General features: G+C 47.2%; 1 protein-coding gene. It reads right to left on the bottom strand.

Features of this window, described 5'->3' with window-relative positions; genetic code table 11:
• A partial coding sequence (locus R7E78_RS27260) for a S49 family peptidase (protein ID WP_318058767.1) occupies positions 1 to 663 on the bottom strand: 663 nt, incomplete at both ends.

Below are 663 nucleotides of genomic sequence, written 5' to 3'. Positions count from 1 at the left end.
ATCGTCGCTAGGTAGTCGTAATAACTGATGGCGTTGTAGCTGTCTTTACCATCGCTACCAAATTCTTTGGCGAATAAGGTACGAATATCTTGGCGTGTCGCCAATTCATCAACTAACCCCATTTTGACGGCCAATTGCGCCAAAGCACCATCCACAGATTTCATCTCGGCAAGCAGTTCTTCCATCGTTGGGTTTAGCACTTTGGCGTTGATGTTGCGGTTAGTCGTCACGTCATCGACAAACGCGCTCCACAACTGAGTGACCCAGCGAGTGGCAGACTCTTTTGCCGCATCCGACATGTCGTCACGAATAAACGGTTCGATAGCCGATTTGTAAGTACCGACTCGGAAAACGTGAGTGGATACGTCTAACTTCTCTAGCAGAGTTTTGTAGTACATAGAGTAAGCGCTGTAGCCCTTAATCAATACGCCACCATCAGGCGCCATGTACACTTTATCGGCGTAGCTTGCTAAGTAATATTGGCTCTGATTGTAAAAGTCACCCACCGCGTAAACTGGCTTACCTGATGCCTTAAACTCGTTTAACGCTTTAGCAATGTAACGAAGTTTCGTTAAGTTCGTTTCTGGGAGATCGCGCAGTGCTAATACCAAGCCAGAGACTTTGGCATCGTCTTTTGCGTAGCGAATGGTGTCCACGATATCG

Source organism: Vibrio sp. YT-19(2023) (assembly GCF_033337395.1).
Note: the sequence above shows the minus strand (reverse complement) of the source record. Positions and strands in the feature narration are given on the sequence as shown.